Annotated in this window: 17 protein-coding genes; 5 read left to right on the top strand and 12 right to left on the bottom strand. The window is 59.4% G+C overall.

Translation table 11 applies throughout. The features are described 5' to 3' along the window. Positions 1 to 146: 146 nt before the first annotated feature. The 6 genes from AO065_RS06315 to AO065_RS06340 form a co-directional block, all read right to left on the bottom strand. Complete coding sequence (locus tag AO065_RS06315) at positions 147 to 488, bottom strand: HopJ type III effector protein (protein ID WP_004885125.1); 342 nt, start codon at positions 486 to 488, stop codon at positions 147 to 149. Continuing rightward, a complete protein-coding gene (locus tag AO065_RS06320) occupies positions 481 to 777 on the bottom strand; it encodes a DUF1244 domain-containing protein (RefSeq protein ID WP_004885124.1) in 297 nt (98 codons plus the stop codon). Before AO065_RS06320 ends, AO065_RS06315 begins: the two co-directional genes overlap by 8 nt. Positions 778 to 821: 44 nt before the next feature. After that, positions 822 to 1,193, bottom strand: coding sequence for a dihydroneopterin triphosphate 2'-epimerase (gene folX / locus AO065_RS06325; protein ID WP_004885123.1), 372 nt, complete (start codon positions 1,191 to 1,193; stop codon positions 822 to 824). A 2-nt stretch (positions 1,194 to 1,195) separates the two neighbouring features. After that, positions 1,196 to 1,756: a GTP cyclohydrolase I FolE gene (gene folE / locus AO065_RS06330; RefSeq protein WP_004885122.1), complete on the bottom strand. Its 561-nt coding sequence runs from the start codon at positions 1,754 to 1,756 to the stop codon at positions 1,196 to 1,198. Positions 1,757 to 1,777: 21 nt separating this feature from the next. Further along, a complete protein-coding gene (folM, locus tag AO065_RS06335; RefSeq protein ID WP_162234356.1) occupies positions 1,778 to 2,482 on the bottom strand; it encodes a dihydromonapterin reductase in 705 nt (234 codons plus the stop codon). A gap of 258 nt (positions 2,483 to 2,740) precedes the next feature. Then, positions 2,741 to 3,310, bottom strand: coding sequence for a putative antibiotic biosynthesis monooxygenase (locus AO065_RS06340; protein ID WP_004885120.1), 570 nt, complete (start codon positions 3,308 to 3,310; stop codon positions 2,741 to 2,743). A 235-nt stretch (positions 3,311 to 3,545) separates the two neighbouring features. On the opposite strand from AO065_RS06340, the gene AO065_RS06345 reads away from it, so the two are divergent. Continuing rightward, complete coding sequence (locus tag AO065_RS06345) at positions 3,546 to 4,508, top strand: MerR family transcriptional regulator (protein ID WP_004885119.1); 963 nt, start codon at positions 3,546 to 3,548, stop codon at positions 4,506 to 4,508. Positions 4,509 to 4,535: 27 nt separating this feature from the next. Here AO065_RS06345 and AO065_RS06350 read toward each other — a convergent pair whose 3' ends face one another. Together AO065_RS06350 and AO065_RS06355 are read right to left on the bottom strand one after the other, a co-directional pair. Beyond that, the gene (locus AO065_RS06350) at positions 4,536 to 5,141 is read right to left on the bottom strand and encodes a hypothetical protein (RefSeq protein WP_004885118.1); all 606 of its coding nucleotides are present in this window, start codon (positions 5,139 to 5,141) and stop codon (positions 4,536 to 4,538) included. 77 nt (positions 5,142 to 5,218) lie between these two features. Then, entirely contained in the window at positions 5,219 to 5,674 is a 456-nt protein-coding gene (locus AO065_RS06355) for a PAS domain-containing protein (protein ID WP_004885117.1), read from the bottom strand. Positions 5,675 to 5,819: 145 nt separating this feature from the next. Here AO065_RS06355 and AO065_RS06360 point away from each other — a divergent pair, with 145 nt between their 5' ends. From AO065_RS06360 to AO065_RS06370, 3 genes are all read left to right on the top strand, one after another. Continuing rightward, positions 5,820 to 6,272, top strand: a complete 453-nt coding sequence (locus AO065_RS06360) for a flavodoxin (RefSeq protein ID WP_004885116.1) — start codon at positions 5,820 to 5,822, stop codon at positions 6,270 to 6,272. A 112-nt stretch (positions 6,273 to 6,384) separates the two neighbouring features. Next, entirely contained in the window at positions 6,385 to 7,296 is a 912-nt protein-coding gene (locus AO065_RS06365; protein WP_004885115.1) for an SDR family oxidoreductase, read from the top strand. A gap of 242 nt (positions 7,297 to 7,538) precedes the next feature. Then, positions 7,539 to 8,096, top strand: a complete 558-nt coding sequence (locus AO065_RS06370; protein WP_004885114.1) for a hypothetical protein — start codon at positions 7,539 to 7,541, stop codon at positions 8,094 to 8,096. A 213-nt stretch (positions 8,097 to 8,309) separates the two neighbouring features. Here the strand turns inward: AO065_RS06370 and AO065_RS06375 are convergent, their stop codons facing one another. Continuing rightward, a complete protein-coding gene (locus AO065_RS06375; protein ID WP_004885113.1) occupies positions 8,310 to 9,113 on the bottom strand; it encodes a SirB1 family protein in 804 nt (267 codons plus the stop codon). Between the two features lie 163 nt (positions 9,114 to 9,276). On the opposite strand from AO065_RS06375, the gene AO065_RS06380 reads away from it, so the two are divergent. Next, positions 9,277 to 10,296 (top strand): Leu/Phe/Val dehydrogenase, encoded by a 1,020-nt coding sequence (locus AO065_RS06380; RefSeq protein WP_004885112.1) that lies wholly within the window; start codon positions 9,277 to 9,279, stop codon positions 10,294 to 10,296. Positions 10,297 to 10,340: 44 nt separating this feature from the next. Here AO065_RS06380 and AO065_RS06385 read toward each other — a convergent pair whose 3' ends face one another. Genes AO065_RS06385 through AO065_RS06395 form a run of 3 tightly spaced genes read right to left on the bottom strand, consistent with a single transcriptional unit; the run spans position 10,341 to position 15,329 of the window. Then, complete coding sequence (locus AO065_RS06385) at positions 10,341 to 11,213, bottom strand: alpha-amylase family protein (protein WP_004885111.1); 873 nt, start codon at positions 11,211 to 11,213, stop codon at positions 10,341 to 10,343. 34 nt (positions 11,214 to 11,247) lie between these two features. Further along, positions 11,248 to 13,212 carry an NfrA family protein gene (locus AO065_RS06390; RefSeq protein WP_004885110.1) on the bottom strand — a complete coding sequence of 655 codons (1,965 nt, stop codon included), beginning with the start codon at positions 13,210 to 13,212 and terminating at the stop codon, positions 11,248 to 11,250. After that, positions 13,209 to 15,329, bottom strand: a complete 2,121-nt coding sequence (locus tag AO065_RS06395; protein WP_004885109.1) for a glycosyl transferase family protein — start codon at positions 15,327 to 15,329, stop codon at positions 13,209 to 13,211. Before AO065_RS06395 ends, AO065_RS06390 begins: the two co-directional genes overlap by 4 nt. Positions 15,330 to 15,336: the final 7 nt, after the last annotated feature.

Consider the following 15,336-nt stretch of genomic DNA (forward strand, 5'->3'; position numbering starts at 1 on the left):
GGCGATGAACGATGACGCGATTTTCCTGACATACCGCGTCGACTGCATCGCCGGCAAGCCGCCTCCCACAAAAACGTGTTCATCCAGCAGATTACGTGTTGTTTGATAAGAGGCAGCGTGCCGGGAGACAGATCCGCCGTCGTACTTCAACCCTTGCGCTTGAGCGGCTCTCCTTCGAACGTCACGCCCGCCAGACCATGCTTGATCAGCGCACGAATATTGCCGTGGTCGCTGCCATCGGGTGTGGCCTGCACGGAACGGTAGTGTTCGCCGAACGCCAGCAGTGCCTCTTCATCGCTCAGGCCTTCCAGCAGGGCCATGCCCAGGGTCTTGCACGAACCTTCGTTCTGGCCCGCCGCATTGTCGACATCACCGTTACGGAACGCCTGTGGCTGGTAGTCGTAGGTTTCGGCGATGAAGGCGAGGGTGTCGGCAAAGGCGTGTTCGCCGCTGCGCAGACGGGTGCGCAGGGAGTTCAGGTCAGTCATGCTTGGGTTCCTTGGCGAAGGCAGCCTGTTGCTCGGGGCTGGCTTCTTTCTGGTAGTGAGCTTTCCACTCGCTGTACGGCATGCCGTAGACCACTTCGCGGGCGTCATCGAGGCTGATGTCGATGTGTTTCTCGTCGGCCGCAGCCTTGTACCATTTGGACAGGCAGTTGCGGCAGAAGCCGGACAGGTTCATCAGGTCGATGTTCTGGACGTCCTTGCGGCTGTCCAGATGCGCCACCAGTCGGCGAAAGGCGGCGGCTTCGAGTTCGAGGCGTTCTTGCTCGGTCATGACGGGCTCTTTTCGGTCAGTAAAGTGACGTCATGATAAGAGTTTCAGCGTTGACCGGCGAGCGTGATCGAGACGGATTCGGCAAAACGCAGCGCGTGCGGCTTGTCGACTTCCACTTCGGCGTAGGTCACCGCCTGATGGCTCATGACCAGATCCAGCACTTCCTGGGTCAACCGCTCAAGCAGCGCGAAGCGATTGCCTTCGACGTGCTGAATGATCGCCTTGGTGATGGTGCGGTAGTTGAGCGCGTGTTCGATGTCGTTGTCGCGCACCGCTTCCTGGGCGACATACAGAATCGTCAGGTTGATCAGTACATCCTGCTTGTTGAGAATCTCGTCTTCATTGATGCCGATGAACGTGCGCAGTCGCAGGTCCTTGACGCGAATGCGCGCGGTTCCGGGTTCCAGTCGGGCCATCGTTATTTGCTCCTTGCGATCAATTGCAGAAACTCCATGCGCGTCGTGCTGGACTCGCGGAATGCACCCAGCATGACCGATGTGTTCATGGTCGAATTCTGCTTTTCCACGCCGCGCATCATCATGCACATGTGTTTGGCCTCGATCACCACGGCAACGCCGGAGGCTCCGGTCACTTCCTGAATCGCTTCGGCGATCTGGCGGGTCAGATTTTCCTGGATCTGCAGGCGTCGGGCGAACATGTCGACGATGCGGGCGATCTTCGACAGACCCAGCACCTTGCCGGTTGGAATGTACGCAACGTGCGCCTTGCCGATGAACGGCAGCAGGTGATGCTCGCACAGCGAGTACAGCTCGATGTTCTGGACAATGACCATCTCGTCGTTGTCGGACGCGAACAGTGCGCCATTGACGATTTCTTCAACGCTCTGGGTGTAACCATGACACAGATACTGCATCGCCTTGGCGGCGCGCTTGGGAGTATCCAGAAGGCCTTCGCGTTCCGGGTCTTCACCGAGGCCGACCAGAATGTCTCGATAATGCTGTGGCAGGGATAAGCTCATCAGATTGATCCTCGGGGCGGCCTACTTGACGTGCCGTCCACCGTTTACGGTCAGTGTGGTGCCGGTGACATAAGTGGAGTCCAGAAGGTAACGCAGGCTCTGGTAGATCACTTCTGCACCCGGCTCTATGCCCAGCGCCGATTTGGCGAGGACGTTGGCGCGGTACGCTGCGTCGTCCGTGGGTTGAAACATCAGCAATGCCGGAGCAATGCCGTTGACCTTGATGCGCGGTGCGAGCCGCGCGGCAAACGACAGGGTCAGGCTTTCCAGGCCTGCCTTGCTGGCGCAATACGCGATGTGCTTGCTGCTGCCTTTGCGAGTGACGTCATCGCTGATGTGAACGATGTCGGCCACCTCGCTGGCGTGCAACAGTGACGCGCAGTGCAGGTTGATGAGGTAGGGCGCAAGCATGTGTACGTTGAACATCCGGCTGAACTGCCCGGCTTCATCGCCCGGTGTTTCAGCGAGCCACTCTGAGGCGTTGTGCACGATGGCACGCAGGCTGTCGGTGTGGTCTTTGAGCGCTTCAATAAACGCCATGATGCCTGCTTCGCTGGAGAAATCGCCTTGCAGGGCAATAGCACCTGCCCGGCGCAATTCGTCGATACCCGGCCGCTCGCTGCGATAGCTGACGATCACAGGATGGCCCTGCTCCAGCAGACGCTGCGCACAATGCAGTCCCACTCGCTGACTGGCGCCGGTGATCAGGATCGGTGCAGAAGAAATGTCCATCGGCAGTTCACGCATCATGTCGGTAAGAGGGTGTTTGCTAACCAGCCTGAGGAAACGACCTACATCAAAGTGTTGTTCAGGCTGACAGCAAACTTATACCAGAGGATTTTTTTGTACAACCCTGATCATCGCGAATCACATGTCTATCGAGCGGGCGGGGTGTCTAATATGGGAAAAACAAGCGGCTTGATCGATTTTTGCGCGCGAGCAAGACCTGTACCGTCTGAAGGGTTTTGTACAGGTCTTGTCGGGTTATCGGGAGGATGCGGAGTGGGTTCGGCGTGACGCTGCGGTTGGCGAAGTCTGTAGCCAGGGTGCCAAAAGGCGCGTGGACAGCGGTATGAACAGATAGACCATCAGCGGCGTCAGGATTGCAGTGCTGATCATGATGCGTGGCAGCAGGTCGAGATGATTGAGCAGCGGACCCAGCAGAAAATTGAAAATCAGCGAAACCGGAAAGAACGCCAGCCAGATGGCAACCGCCTGTTTCCAGCGCGGCGGGCGTTGATCGGCCGCGCCGAACCAGCCGTCTATGCCACTCACGCGATGTTCCGAGGGTTGCGCGAACAGACCGCTGCCGCGCACCAGCCAGGAGCGTCGGGATGCAGAATGCTCCCAGGCGTGCATGGTCTGCTCGTCAGTAAAGCGGAAAATAATCTGGAATTCGTCATCGCCAGGCGGCGGAGCGAGTACGCCGGAACCCAGATAGCCGGGAAAGTCGGTGGCCAGTTGTTCGCCTTCGTGCAGCCAGGCCATCATTTCCTGATAGCGGCCATGGGCGACACGGCGTGCAACCATCAAGGTGACGGGTGAGGTAGACATTGTGTATCTCCGGTAGAGGCGTGAGATTCCCGGATAGGGAGGTCACATGGCGCGGCACCGGGGTGGTGGGCCGCGTCAGCTTCACTCAGAAGCAAGCAAGGATTATTCCTGAATCCGTTTAAAACAAGTAGAACTTTGTAGTCGCTCGCTGGCCTCAATTTCTGACGCCCGGCGCTATAGACCGTTCGGCGGCGCTGTTTACAATGCGGCGCACAAATACAAGTGATAACCCGGCATGACTCAACCCATTGATCACCACCTTGTCCGGAAGGATCCCGACGAGGATTTCAGGCAACAAGAGCTTTATCCGATTCGCGAGGTTGCCCGTCTGACTGGCGTCAACCCGGTCACGCTGCGCGCGTGGGAGCGTCGGTACGGCCTGATTCAGCCAACGCGCACCGAGAGTGGGCACCGGCTGTATTCGCAGTCCGACATCGAAACCGTACGCAGCATTCTCGACTGGATAGAGCGGGGCGTGGCTGTCAGCAAGATCGGCAAGATCCTGGCCCGCAGCGAAAGTACTCGCAGTCAGTCGTCACCGCCGGAGAATCCGCTGTCCCGAGCGGACTGGACGCAGTGGCAGAGTCAGTTGAGGCAGGCCATCGGCATGTTCGACGAGCGTCGCCTGGAGCAACTCTACGGGCAGATTTTCTCGACCTACTCACTCGTGGTGGTGTTCGAAGACATTCTTATGCCGCTGTGGCGGGAGGTGATGCTCAATCGGGATACGTTCGGGCATACGAGCGAAGGGTTGTTCTTCGATACATTTCTGCGCGGCAGGGTGCTGCAGCGGCTGCAACTGGCCAACGATCCGGCAAAGGGCGTGGTGGTGCTGGCCGCTCTGTCCTCTCAGGACCGGGAGCTTGAGTTGTCGGTTGCAGGATTGCTCATGGGGAGTGCGGAGGTCGCCATAAGAGTGTTGGCCATCGGTCAGCCTTTTGACGAGCTGAGTCTGGTCTGCGAACGGGTCGAGCCGTTGGCGCTGGTGCTGTTTTCCAACACGTCATCTGCCACTGATCTGCCAAAGCGTCTGAACAGACTGGCATTGACGCTGGAATGCCCGGTACTGCTTGCCGGGGAAGTGTCGCACTTCGTTCAGGAGGGGCTTGCCGGATCTACCATCGCCTGCCTTGGCAGTGATGGTCGTTCGATGAACCGTTTGCTCAAGCAGTTTCTGGCGGGGCAGATGGACAGCTGACAGCGTGTCCCAGGTAACGACCATGCGTCACTGATGCAGGGAAGGGTGCATGCGCCGATGTTCCTGCAGGATGTATTGACGCAGGCGCTCCGAGTCTTCCTTGCTGTGCTGGCTCAGGCGGTAGGCACCCAGATTGTTGTCCTTCAATCGCTCAAGCTTGCCGCGCATGGCGATAGGCGCTTGTCCCACCGGATTGAACCAGGCGGCAAAGTGCTTGGGCAGCTTGCCCTGCTTTCTGCTCTCAAGCAGAACGCCCTTGAACGACAGCTCGTGAACCCACAGGGACGTCAGCGAGCCCTTTTCAGTCTCCAGGGGCACCGGCTCTTCCAGGACCAGACGCCAGGGACGAATCTGCGGACCTTCTTCGAAGATGCTGGGCGCACCCAGTTCAAGGTGCAGGGCGTGGAACTCGTCTTCGACCAGGTGCAGCGGAAAATTCATTTGCTGATTTTCGAACTGGGCGTGGATCGTGACCTGCTCGTGGGCTGCCAGCCGGGTCAGCAAATCCTGAATCTGTACGCCGCCATTGACCAGCAGACTGCGCGTGCTGTCACGCACGTTCAGTTTGGGGTTGCGATGCATGCTCTGGATGAAATCCAGCTCAGCTTGCGTCAATAGGGAATCAGGTTGCATGAGGAGACTCGAACTAACAGGCAATTGATGAAGAAGACCCTTTGATCTGCACAGCGTTCCTGCCGTTCGTCGTATTTTCAGCTATTTCCCGATTTCAATGCTTCAATTTCTGCCTTGGCCTCTGCCAACTGGTCCACAAGTTCTTTGATCCGTTGCTCATTCTGGACCTGAACGGTGACATCTTTCTGAATCCCGATGTAATACATCAACTGGTTCGCTTCGTTGCGCACTGGCGTGATCGACAGCTCATTCCAGAACGTGCTGCCATCCTTGCGATAGTTACGCAGTATCTGACGGCATGCCTGGCCACTGCGTATGGCTTTCTGAATGGCCTCGAGTGCTTCCTGCTGACGGTCGGTGGCCTGTAGAAACCGGCAATCCTGATACAGCACTTCTTCCACGCTGTAACCGGTCAGGGCGGCAAAACCCTTGTTGGCATAGATAAGGATATTGTCGTCGCCTTCCTGCTCGGCCACGACAATACCGTCGGTCGATGCATCTATGACCAGTTGCAGCAATTTTGCGTTGATCATCACGTGGCATTCCCGAGCAGATTTCACCGTCGCATTCTAGGGCCTGTCGTCGCTTCAGTGCGAGCCGTGTCAGTTGCCGGGGCTGAAATACCAAAGGCCTCTGGGGCATACTGTCGCCCTTTTTCAAGCTGCCAGAGGATGAGTCATGAGAATCGCGATTGTGTGCGGTTCGGTCTACGGATCGGCCGAAGAAGTGGCCCGGCATGCAGGCGGGCTGCTGCGCGCAGCAGGTCACGAGACGCTGCTCAACCCTCGCATCACCCTGCCTGAGCTGTTGGCCTTCGAGCCGCAGGCCTTGCTGGCCGTGACCTCGACCACCGGCATGGGAGAGCTGCCAGACAATATCGTGCCGATCTACTCCCAGTTGCGTGACCAATTGCCTGCTGCGCTGCGCGGCCTGCCCGGCGGGGTTATCGGTTTGGGTGACGCGAGTTACGGTGATACGTTCTGCGCCGGTGGTGAGCAGTTACGTGAGTTGTTCGCCGAGTTGGGTGTCAGTGAAGTGCAGGCCATGCTGCAACTGGATGCCAGCGAGAGCGTCACGCCCGAGAGCGATGCCGAGCCCTGGCTGGCTGATTTCATCAAGCACTTGGGCTGAATCCATCCCGCTGCGTTATTGAGCACCATTCAGCCGCGGCTGTATTCATTGTGGACGGCGTCCTGCTGGTCAACACTCAGTGGATTACATCCCTTTGACAGTGGAGCCAGCAATGAGCGAATCCGTGCGTTTTGAAGACAAGGTAGTCATCGTGACGGGAGCGGGCGGAGGTCTTGGGCGTGCTCACGCACTGCTGTTCGCTAAATACGGTGCTCGGGTGGTGGTCAATGATCTGGGCGGATCGGCGCAGGGCGAGGGTGCCAACGCCTCGGCGGCCGACCGTGTGGTGGCAGAAATCCGCGAAGCAGGAGGCACGGCGGTCGCCAATCACGACTCGGTGACCGACGGCGGCCACATTGTGCAGCACGCCCTCGATGCTTTCGGCCGCATCGATGTTGTGGTCAACAATGCCGGTATTCTGCGCGACAAGTCCTTCGCCAAAATGGAGGATGCCGACTGGGATCTGGTTTACCGGGTTCACGTGGAAGGCGCCTACAAAGTCACGCATGCCGCCTGGCCGCACTTGCGTGAGCAGAATTTCGGTCGGGTGATCTTCACCTCTTCGACCTCGGGTATCTACGGCAACTTCGGCCAGTCCAATTACGGGATGGCCAAGCTCGGGTTGTACGGTCTGACCCGCACGCTTGCACTGGAAGGCCGCAAGAACGGCATCCTGGTCAACGCCATCGCGCCAACCGGCGGCACACGCATGACCGAGGGCCTGATACCGGCCAACGTATTCGAGCTGCTCAAGCCCGAGCTGGTCAGCCCGCTGGTGGTGTACCTGGGCAGTGACCGTTGCCAGGAAAGCGGCAGCCTTTTCGAAGTGGGGGGCGGCTGGATCGGCAAGGTTCGCTGGGAACGCAGCCTGGGCGCCTGCTTCGATCCGCATGCAGGCTTCAGCCCTGAGGATGTCGCCGAACACTGGCAAACCATCGGCAATTTCGACGACGCGGCGCATCCTGCGGATAACATCGACGCGTTGAAGGAGATGATGGCCAATCTGCAAAAATATGTGAGGTGACGCCCGTATTCAGCTTGTTCACATGCAGGGCAGAGCTATTTTCTCGGCCCTGTTATGCCGTTTTTTATTTCTCTAAAGTTGATTATTTGTAAGTCCATAGTTTGAAGTTGAGGATTAGTTACCGTTCTCTGTAAGAATTGTCCGGTGCAGTTGTAAGTTTGGTACGGATTTTTGAGTCTCTATCAATAAATACCTTTTCACTCCGATATGACGGTTGAACGTATTCATTATCGGAGTAGCCCATGGCCGGATCCATCTGGGGTGATTTGCCACCTTTCACCGTTAAAATGCCCGAAGCGCGCGCCGTTATCAAAGCGCCCAAGGTTCAGATCAGTCAGGTGCTGCGAGAGGTCGGGGAAAATGCGCTTGCGCTCAACTCGTTAGCGATGGAAAAACGCAAGATGAAGCCGATGTTCAAGGACTTCAACCCGGAGCAGATCACCCCCAAGGACTTGAGCAGAGCGGGGATGGTGCTGTTCAAAGCCGGTTTTATCGATAATCACACAGCCGAACTCATGAGCCGCGCCGGTGACGAGTTTGACAATAAAGGTAATGTGCTTAATCCGGACAGGGAAATCAATGCACTGGAATTCTTCGCCGGCCGTATTGTGGACATGAAAGAAAAGTCCGCTTGGGGGGACCCCTACGCCAAACTGCTATTACCGGATTACATTCGAACCATTCACATTATTCAAAACCTCGCGGCGTTTGCCCAGTCCGGCGACAGTTATGACATGCGCAAGTTTGAAGCGTTGGAAAAGGAAGGCTCCAAACAGAGCAAGCATTATATAAAAGGGTGACCGTGCGGCCAGATAATAAGCTGCGCAAAAAAAACCGCCGCACAGCAAACTGTGCAGCGGTTAATGGAAGTTGATTCAGGGGAGCTGAAAAACAACGACTTCAAGGGCGAGAAGGTTAGCGTCCCTGACGCGTTTGAAACATCCTCGGACAGGATATGCAGCGTTACCCGAGCGGTAACAATACGCAGGCCTCGGCGTATGTCAGGCAGGCGGTCAGTGCACACTTCGGTGAGACGGCAATTGGCTCAGGCGTTCGGTGAGCTTGAGTCGCTGTATCGGGTCGTCACTGAGCAGCAAGGCATGCTGCAGATCGAAGCGCTCGGCCTGTGGGCATTCCAGTGACTGATAAAGGCTGGCGCGAGCCATGTGATCGCTGCTCGTAGCCTGGCCCAGTTCGACGATCCGGTCCGCATCCTTGAGAGCCGCGATCAGGTCATCATTGATGATGTGCAGATGCCTCAGGTTGCGCGACAGCCGCTGCAGCATGTTCACGGGCGTGGCCCGCATCATGTGCACGGCCTGCAGCTGCATGGTGGGTCCGAACTGACGCACCAGCAGCTCGCGGCAATCCCTGGGGTACAACCTGCGGCCGCCACAGGGGTCGAGCAGGTGATCCGCGCCCGGAACACGCAGAAGGAAGTGTCCGGGGAAGTTGACGCCCTCCAGCGCGATATCCAGCCGTCTTGCAATCTCCATGGCCACTAGCGCCAGACCCAGCGGCTGACCGCGACGACGCTGCACCACCTTGTGCAGCAACGCCGAGTCGGGCCTGGGCGGGTTCCAGTCATCCTGTTGAAAGCCCAGGGCGCTGAGCTGGCGCAAGAGCAACTGGGCCAGCTCGCAGGCTGGAGCCACCGGCAGTGCCGCGTCAATTCGATGTTGCAGGAGATCGATCTCGGCCATGAGTTCGTGACGGGGGAAGTGCGCGTCATGTTCGGTCGACACCCACAACGCGGCTTCGAAGACCGAAGGCGGTGTGCGTTGCAGGCAGTCCAGGCAATGCTGACGTGGAGTCATCGACCCCTCCGTGCTGACAGATTGGGTAAAAGCGTGCTGTTCTGATTCCTTTTAGCCCTGCCGACGTATTTCGTCCAGCACCGCTTGTATCTGCCTGAGCGGTCGATTGTTTTTCCGGGCCAGCGCCTATACTCGCCTGACATAAGAAGGGGGAGCACACCGCATGTTCGCTCTCATGCAACAGTCACGTGCCGAGGCGCTGCATCTGGTGTGCGATCCGGATGCAGGATTGAAAGCCGTTATCGCCATTCACAGCAGCCGCCTGGGACCTGCGCTGGGCGGATGCCGCTACCTGACCTATCCAGACGAAGAGAGCGCGATAGAAGATGCCATTCAATTGGCAAGAAGCATGAGCTACAAGGCGGCCCTCGCCGGTCTGCCGATGGGGGGCGGCAAGGCGGTGATCATGCGAGCCGCGCAGCGCGTCGAACGGCCGGCATTGTTCGAAGCCTTTGGGCGCTTTGTCGAAACCCTTCAGGGCCGTTACATCACCGCTGTCGACAGCGGCACGTCCAGTGTCGACATGGATTGTGTTGCGCTCAGTACCCGGCATGTCACCAGCACCAGCGACGCAGGCGACCCGTCGATCAGCACAGCGATGGGCATGTTCACCGGCATTCGGGCCACGGCCATGGCGCGTCTGGGCAGCGATAATCTGGAAGGGTTGCGCGTTGCGATTCAGGGGCTGGGTCATGTGGGCTATCCGCTGGCCGCTCTGCTGCATGCCGCTGGAGCCGAATTACTGGTGAGCGATCTGGACAGCGATAAGGTGCAACGGGCAATGACGCAACTCGATGCGCACCCCATTGCGTGCGAAGCGCTGCTGAGTACGCCGTGCGACATTCTTGCCCCCTGCGGTCTGGGGCATGTATTGAACTGCAAGAGCGTTGCGCAGTTGCGTTGTGCAGCCGTCGCGGGTGCGGCGAACAACCAGTTGACCAGCCTTCAGGTGGCTGACCAGCTGGAAGCCCGGGGGATCCTGTATGCACCGGATTACGTCATTAATTCGGGAGGGCTGATTTACGTTGCGCTGAAACACAACGGCGAAGGGCAGGGCACGATCGATCGCCATCTTTCCCGCATCGGGATGCGACTGACCGAAGTCTTCGCCCACTCGCAGGCGGAAAAACGCTCACCGGCCCGCATTGCCGATGCATTGGCAGAGCGGCTGTTAAATGAGTGATGCCGCGTTCGCTCACCTGAGACTGGAACGCAGGGAGTTAAAGGCTATTTTCTCAGTGCCTTGACCAGCGCAGGCGTTACGTAATGCGGGCCGTCGAACAGGTACAAGGGGTAGCCGTCATAGGCGGCAAGCTGTGGCTTCAACTCGGCAGCCGTCGCCGAGCGAAAGCCGCCGCCGACCTGCGGGCGAAACGCTTCGACGATGATCCTCACCCGGTTCTTGCCCAGCCGTGTGCGCAAGGCATCGGCGTAGGTACGGGCGACCGGCGCGGTGCGGGCATATACACCCACCCCGTCCTGAAAGAACACGCCGATGTCATCCGGCAGCCAGGTTTTCAGCCAGTCGGCGGTCGCGGCAGGGCCAATGTTGGCGCCATCGTAGACGCTGATCCATAACGGCCTTGGCAGCTTTGCCAGCAGCGCGGGCAGTTCTTTGGCGCGGCTCCAGCTTGGATCGACCTCGGCGGGGAAATACCACCCGGTGATATTGAGTGGCGTCTTGACCTTGGCCAGTTGCGCCGACAGCACCGCCAGTTGCTCGATATTGTCCCGCGACTGGTTTTCGCTGAAATGCCCGGCCAACCCGAGAATCACATCCTGTGCCCAGGGCTCCTTGCCGATGCGTGACCAATCCGGCAGGACCGGCACTGTAGGCAGCGTTGTACCGGGAATGAATGCCTGGTTATCCACCGCCGTCCATTGCACCAGCAGCTCCCGTGCTCCAAGACTGTCCCAGTCTCCCTCGATGTCCACCGTTGCGTTGTCCGGCTGCCAGACGATACCGACGATCTGCGAGCCTTTGGAAGGAAACAGCTGACCCAATTCGCCCGTCACAATACCGAGCGCACCGATCAGCAGAGCCACCAGCGAGGTCTTGATCAAGGGCCTTCCCTGTAACAGCGAAATCAGACCCTTCAAGCATTGTTCCTCGTTGCACTTTGCGCCAGTACGATCACCATGAGAATGTCATGCGTGCGAACACACCCTGAGCGCGGTCATCGCCAAACACCTTCTCCCGGTACTGCACGGAGACGTCGACATAGGACTGCGGCGCCTTGTACTTGTCCTCACGGAACCAGTAGCGCACGCCTGTGCCGACACCCAGCCCGCCCGCATTATCGGATGAGGTGCGGTTGCGACCCAGTGCATCGACTTCGCTGCGCATCTTCGAGTCGTAGTCCACTGCGGCGACCACATGCGGGAACACCACCAGCCTCGGGCTGATGCTGTCGATGCGGAAACTACGGCCGACCTGCCATTCACTGTTGAAGTAATTGCGCTTGTCCTGCAGATAGCGACCACCTTCCATGTACAGCTGTGAGGTCCACCAACTCGGCACATCCACTCGCAGATCGGTACCGATGCTGGAACCGTAGCCCAGCCGCACCAGCCAGTCGCCGTCGATATTGGAACTGCCAAGCGGAAAGGTCCGTTCCAGCGCGCCGATCACGTTGACACTGCTGAACGGTTTGACCCGCACCCCGAGCGCGCCTTGCAAGGCATCCGCGCCGGTGTCGGCGCTGCTTTCCTTGCTCCACAGCGTATCGGTCACGCGGCCGTACAGCTCGACAAAGCGCGCGTTGCGGTAGCCGAACGGCCGCCAGAAGACTTCGGTGCTGTTCTGCACGCTGTCACTGTTGCTGCTCGGCGCGCCATTCAGGCCGCTGGAAGTGCTGGCACCGCGATAAGTCGTGGTGTTGGTTACGCCCCATTCGCGGGACAGGTCGGACACCGCCCGGCGGGTGTCGAACACCTGCTGGTCCGGCATCTGCAGATCACCGGTCTGCTGGTAATCCAGCACGCGTCGGAAATAGGCAATCGCCTGTGCGTCATCCGAGTTACGCATGGCGGTGTAGGCGGCGTCCTGAACTTCCTTAGGCTTGAGCCCGACCTGCCGGTCCACGCGCTTGAACTCGTTCAACGCACCGCGATCATCGCCTGCCTGGCTGAGCAGGTAGGCAAGCTGCACTTCGTCACCTGGTTGCAACTGTCCCGAGTCGCGGGCCTGCTGCATTCGCTGCATGGCCTCGTTGGGTTGCCCCATCGCGGCATACAGCGATGCCTGTTCGCGCAGGGGCAGATTGCCGACGGCCAGCGCCTGGGCAAAATCCTGGCGCGCTCCAGAGCTGTCGCCCAGTCGCTGGCGCATCTGCCCGCGCTGAACGAGCAGGGTCGCATCGTTGCCATTAAGCGCCAGCGCTTCAGTCGCCGCAGAACGTGCCTCGCCGTATTGCTGTTGGGCAATCAGCGCGCTGACCAGCAGTTTTCGATAAGCCACTTGTTGCGGGAAGCGGCGCACGGCATCACGGGCTTCGCTCAACGCTGTCTCGTTGTCGCCCCGGCCCAATGCGGCATAACCGCGAGCAGCCGTATTGGCCGCAAGCTGTTCCTCGATCGCCTGCCGACGTCGGTCCAACGCCGGTTGCGGTCCGACAGCCTGAACGGCATCGTCGATTGCCACCTGAGCCTCCTCAAGGCGCTGCTGACGTTGCAGCGCTTCGATCAGTATCATGCGGTAATCGAGGTTCTTCGGTGCCTGACCGATAGCCTTGCGGGCATGCTGCGCCGAACCCGCGTAGTCTCGTTTGGCGTAGGCGCGCAGGGCGAGATTGCCTTCCAGATAACCGGGTTTTGGCCGCGCGGCAGGGTAGCGCTGCGGGTGATCGCGTCGTTCCTTGTCACGCTCGGCCAGCGCGATCAGCGTGCGCAACTGATCGGCATCCTCACGCTGACGCAAGGCTTCGCGGGCCTTGGCGATGGCCAGGTCGTAATCCTTGCGGTTGTAGGCCGCATACGCTTCGTTGGCGACGGCGTAGGCAGGGCCGGTCAACGGTAGCGGCAGGATTTCGGCCTGACTGAACGGCGAACACAGGCTCAGGCCAGTCGTCATCAGCGACAGAATCAACGGGCGCTTCATAGCGGCTGCTCCGGGAGTGCGTCAGTTCGGTAAAGGTCGTGCTGACGTGCCACGGCCTGCTCGATGGTTTCGCGAGGCAGCACGCCGATGTCCACCAGGTAATCACCGATCCGGCCGTGGACATGCGGTTTGTAGCCGAGCATGGCCTTGCTGAACACGTCGCGGTCCAGCAATCCCTGCTCGATCAGCAGGTCGCCCAGCAACGGCGTGGCGGCAGGCAGCGGCTGACCACCGACGGCTTGCAGCAGGCGCAGTTGCGCGACGATCTCGCTTTCACGGGCGATCAGCTGCACAGGCTCTGCGCCCAGTTGTTCGGTGATCTGTTGCAGACCTTCTTCGGTGAGCGGGCTGGCAACGGCGATTTCCTGTCGCCCCTGAATGCCGCCAGACAGCGGCACGGCGCGCCAGCGCAGACAGAATTCGTCTGCGAGAGGCGAGTCGGCAGCGCGTTTGCTCGCGATGTCGAACACCCGGGGCAGGTCGCTCTGAAAGGCAATCGCTTCAGCCAGGGTTTCATCGTCCAGCCAGCCGTGGCTCAACAGAATACGGCCCAACGGCAGCCTGCGGGTCTGTTGTTCGACCAGCGCGGTCTGCAGTTTCTCGTCGTTGATGGCTTGCCACGACAGCAGCACGCTGCCCAGCCGACGCGGCGCGATGGCGACCAGGTCGGTGGACGGGAAGTCGTGCATGGTCTTGTCCCAGGCCAGCTTGCGATTGAGCAGCTTGCCCACCAGAAACATCCGCCAGGCCCGCGCCGCAGCCATGAAGTTGACGAAGTTGCCGACCACCATGCGCGGCAGTGACAGCAGGCCGTGTTGCCAGCCGTACAGAATCGTCGTGAAATAGAAGCGGTGCACCATGCGCCAGAGCAGCGCAATGCCGTTGGCTACCAGCAGGTATTTGATGAGGCCATTGGTTTCGAATGGCGTCGGGAAACTGGTGTTCCACAGCCCGCTGGCGCGCAACACGATCAGCGCCACCAACTGCACCAGAATCAGGTAGGCGATGATGCTGATAAACGAGGTCACCACGCCCTTGCGGTCGCGAAACAACAGGTAGCGGTTGGCAAGCGAACCGCTCCAGCCCATCTGCTCCCAGCCTTGCAGGCCGATGCCCAGCGTCCAGCGAGCCTTCTGGCGAAACGCGGTGCGAAAGGTGTCCGGGAAAAACTCGCGAACACACAGCGGCATTTCCAGTGTCGATTCATACGGATTGCGAAACCAGGATTTGCGCAACACGCGAAACTGCACCGGGAAACGCACGAAAATCGCCTGCATGCCGTACTTCGCCAGACGCGCGCCGACGTCGTAATCCTCGGTCAGGCTTTCGGTGTTGAACGGCTGATTCTGGTTTTCATCGGCCAGCACCATCAAGGCGCGACGCGAGAAACACGTGCCCACGCCTGCGGACGGCACGGTATCGGTCATGCTTTCACGCACCACCAGATCCTTGCCGTGCCACTCGGCGAACTCGTCCATGTAGGTGCCCGCCACCCATTCGTACCAGTTGCGCTCCAGCGACACGACTGGCAACTGGATCATGTCCTTGCGTGGCAGCAGGTAGTTGAACAGGCGCAGCTCCAGCGGGTGCAGCACGTCTTCGCTGTCATGCAGGATGGTCCCGGCGAACTGCATGGCATGGGTTCTCTCGTAAAGAAAGATCGCCTGGATCACCCAGTTCAGGCAGTCGGCCTTGCAGGTCGGGCCGTCATGAGGCACTTCAACGCGGTGCAACTGCTTGTAGCGACGACGCATGCGCTCCACTTCATCGATGGTGCGCTGGTCGTTGATGTAGGTGCCGACGAACACGACGTAGTTCTGATAGTCGAGGGTCGACACCATGTTCTCGATCATCGGCGCAATGACGTCGTACTCCAGCCACGCGGGCACCATGATCGCCAGCGGCTGTTCGTCACGGGCCATCAACTGCTCGGCAGTCAGTGGCCGGTAGCGGCGTTCGGCGGTGAACTTGCGGTACAGGCGTCTGGCCCAGTACCAGACGTCGATGATCAGGTCATCGATGCTCGACACCAGAATGATCAGGCCGACGACGATGGTCGCGACTTCCAGCACGCTGTAGTAATGGGCCAGCCAATATGGCCAATAAAGCGACGTCATTGGGGCG

This window comes from Pseudomonas viridiflava (assembly GCF_001642795.1).
Taxonomy (GTDB): Bacteria; Pseudomonadota; Gammaproteobacteria; order Pseudomonadales; family Pseudomonadaceae; genus Aquipseudomonas; species Aquipseudomonas viridiflava.

Excerpts from the sequence above, each read along its gene's own strand:
- AO065_RS06315 (WP_004885125.1), bottom strand. The coding sequence starts at position 488 with ATGACTGACCTGAACTCCCTGCGCACCCGTCTGCGCAGCGGCGAACAC.
- AO065_RS06320 (WP_004885124.1), bottom strand. The coding sequence starts at position 777 with ATGACCGAGCAAGAACGCCTCGAACTCGAAGCCGCCGCCTTTCGCCGA.
- folX (WP_004885123.1), bottom strand. The coding sequence starts at position 1,193 with ATGGCCCGACTGGAACCCGGAACCGCGCGCATTCGCGTCAAGGACCTG.
- folE (WP_004885122.1), bottom strand. The coding sequence starts at position 1,756 with ATGAGCTTATCCCTGCCACAGCATTATCGAGACATTCTGGTCGGCCTC.
- AO065_RS06340 (WP_004885120.1), bottom strand. The coding sequence starts at position 3,310 with ATGTCTACCTCACCCGTCACCTTGATGGTTGCACGCCGTGTCGCCCAT.
- AO065_RS06345 (WP_004885119.1), top strand. The coding sequence starts at position 3,546 with ATGACTCAACCCATTGATCACCACCTTGTCCGGAAGGATCCCGACGAG.
- AO065_RS06350 (WP_004885118.1), bottom strand. The coding sequence starts at position 5,141 with ATGCAACCTGATTCCCTATTGACGCAAGCTGAGCTGGATTTCATCCAG.
- AO065_RS06355 (WP_004885117.1), bottom strand. The coding sequence starts at position 5,674 with ATGATCAACGCAAAATTGCTGCAACTGGTCATAGATGCATCGACCGAC.
- AO065_RS06360 (WP_004885116.1), top strand. The coding sequence starts at position 5,820 with ATGAGAATCGCGATTGTGTGCGGTTCGGTCTACGGATCGGCCGAAGAA.
- AO065_RS06365 (WP_004885115.1), top strand. The coding sequence starts at position 6,385 with ATGAGCGAATCCGTGCGTTTTGAAGACAAGGTAGTCATCGTGACGGGA.
- AO065_RS06370 (WP_004885114.1), top strand. The coding sequence starts at position 7,539 with ATGGCCGGATCCATCTGGGGTGATTTGCCACCTTTCACCGTTAAAATG.
- AO065_RS06375 (WP_004885113.1), bottom strand. The coding sequence starts at position 9,113 with ATGACTCCACGTCAGCATTGCCTGGACTGCCTGCAACGCACACCGCCT.
- AO065_RS06380 (WP_004885112.1), top strand. The coding sequence starts at position 9,277 with ATGTTCGCTCTCATGCAACAGTCACGTGCCGAGGCGCTGCATCTGGTG.
- AO065_RS06390 (WP_004885110.1), bottom strand. The coding sequence starts at position 13,212 with ATGAAGCGCCCGTTGATTCTGTCGCTGATGACGACTGGCCTGAGCCTG.
- AO065_RS06395 (WP_004885109.1), bottom strand. The coding sequence starts at position 15,329 with ATGACGTCGCTTTATTGGCCATATTGGCTGGCCCATTACTACAGCGTG.